This window comes from Sphaerochaeta sp. S2 (assembly GCF_016406725.1).
GTDB lineage: Bacteria > Spirochaetota > Spirochaetia > Sphaerochaetales > Sphaerochaetaceae > Sphaerochaeta.
The window spans coordinates 1-1,006 of record NZ_JAEKNT010000185.1 but is presented as its reverse complement, the minus strand read 5'-3'; the positions used below and the strand labels follow the sequence as shown (position 1 = coordinate 1,006).

Here is a 1,006-nt window from a genome sequence, read left to right as displayed (position 1 = left end):
GCCTCAGGCAGGTACATCTCATCGTAGCGATTCAATCTCTTATCAATATTCTTACCTTGCAAGAAATCGAGGGCCCAAAAGATCAAAGGGCTATGGATCATATTCTGCATTGCTGAATTTCTCAGTGTGGTCTGAGCTGATTCACTTTCGGCCCACCGTTGGAACTCTCCCCCGGTTGCTGCATTGATGATGTCACGTATACGAGTGGAACAGTTGTCATCATAAAAATGGTAGAGATAGGTTGAGTACTCACTCTGGATGTTTTTCTGCAAGAAGGAGATGAGGGCAAACTTTGCTTCCTTGGGAAAGGAGAGTTCGATCAGCTTGACATCTCGAATTTCATCAATTGCATCCTGGATTCTCCAGGTAGCCTCGCTTGCCACAACATAGTAGTACATTCTCCCCATCGCAAAATTCAGGTAGAAGTGTGGTTGGTCAGGATCAAAGATGCCCCAATCATACATGACCTTTCCCCCTGAAGGTTGTGATATGACCAGTGCACTATGCCCGAACCATGCGTACAAGGGGTCACCGGGCCCAACAGTGAGCAGATGAATCTTTGTCTGGTCGATCCAAGCTTCCTGGTTTGGTGCAAGTCCCCGGGAAAAATCGACAACTGACAGCTCCTTGACACTGTCAAAGGGCTGCTCGATTTCCCGTGGGTGAATGCTCAAAGCCATAAGAGGAGAGAGCAGTACCAGGAGTATAAGGATGAGGATGATTCGTTTCACTCGACAAATATAGCACAGAGTGACCGCTCTTCCAACCAGTTGATTTTTTACCCTGTTCAATCTACTCTTGCCGGTGGAGGGTCCATGGAGCGTAACGTATCGTCTTTGGCCATCGTACTGCATAGTCAACGGTACGGCCAACTGAACAGGCGGCTGAAGTTGCTCACGGTGGACTTTGGCATTATCGATGTGTTGAGCTATGGAGCCCAAAAGTCTCTCAAGTCGGTCAAGGCCGAAGTATTTACCGATGGGCAGTTCTTTTTGTACTACAACCC

The 1,006-nt window shown here is 47.9% G+C and carries 2 protein-coding genes; one reads left to right on the top strand and one right to left on the bottom strand.

Annotation, left to right across the window (positions count from 1 at the left end; genetic code table 11):
• Positions 1–731: DUF4105 domain-containing protein (locus JF818_RS05020; RefSeq protein ID WP_198890873.1), on the bottom strand; the 731-nt coding region annotated here is incomplete at its 3' end.
• An 84-nt stretch (positions 732–815) separates the two neighbouring features.
• Between JF818_RS05020 and JF818_RS05015 the strand changes: the two genes are divergently transcribed.
• The coding region (locus tag JF818_RS05015; RefSeq protein WP_198890872.1) for a recombination protein O N-terminal domain-containing protein at positions 816–1,006 on the top strand (191 nt) is incomplete at its 3' end.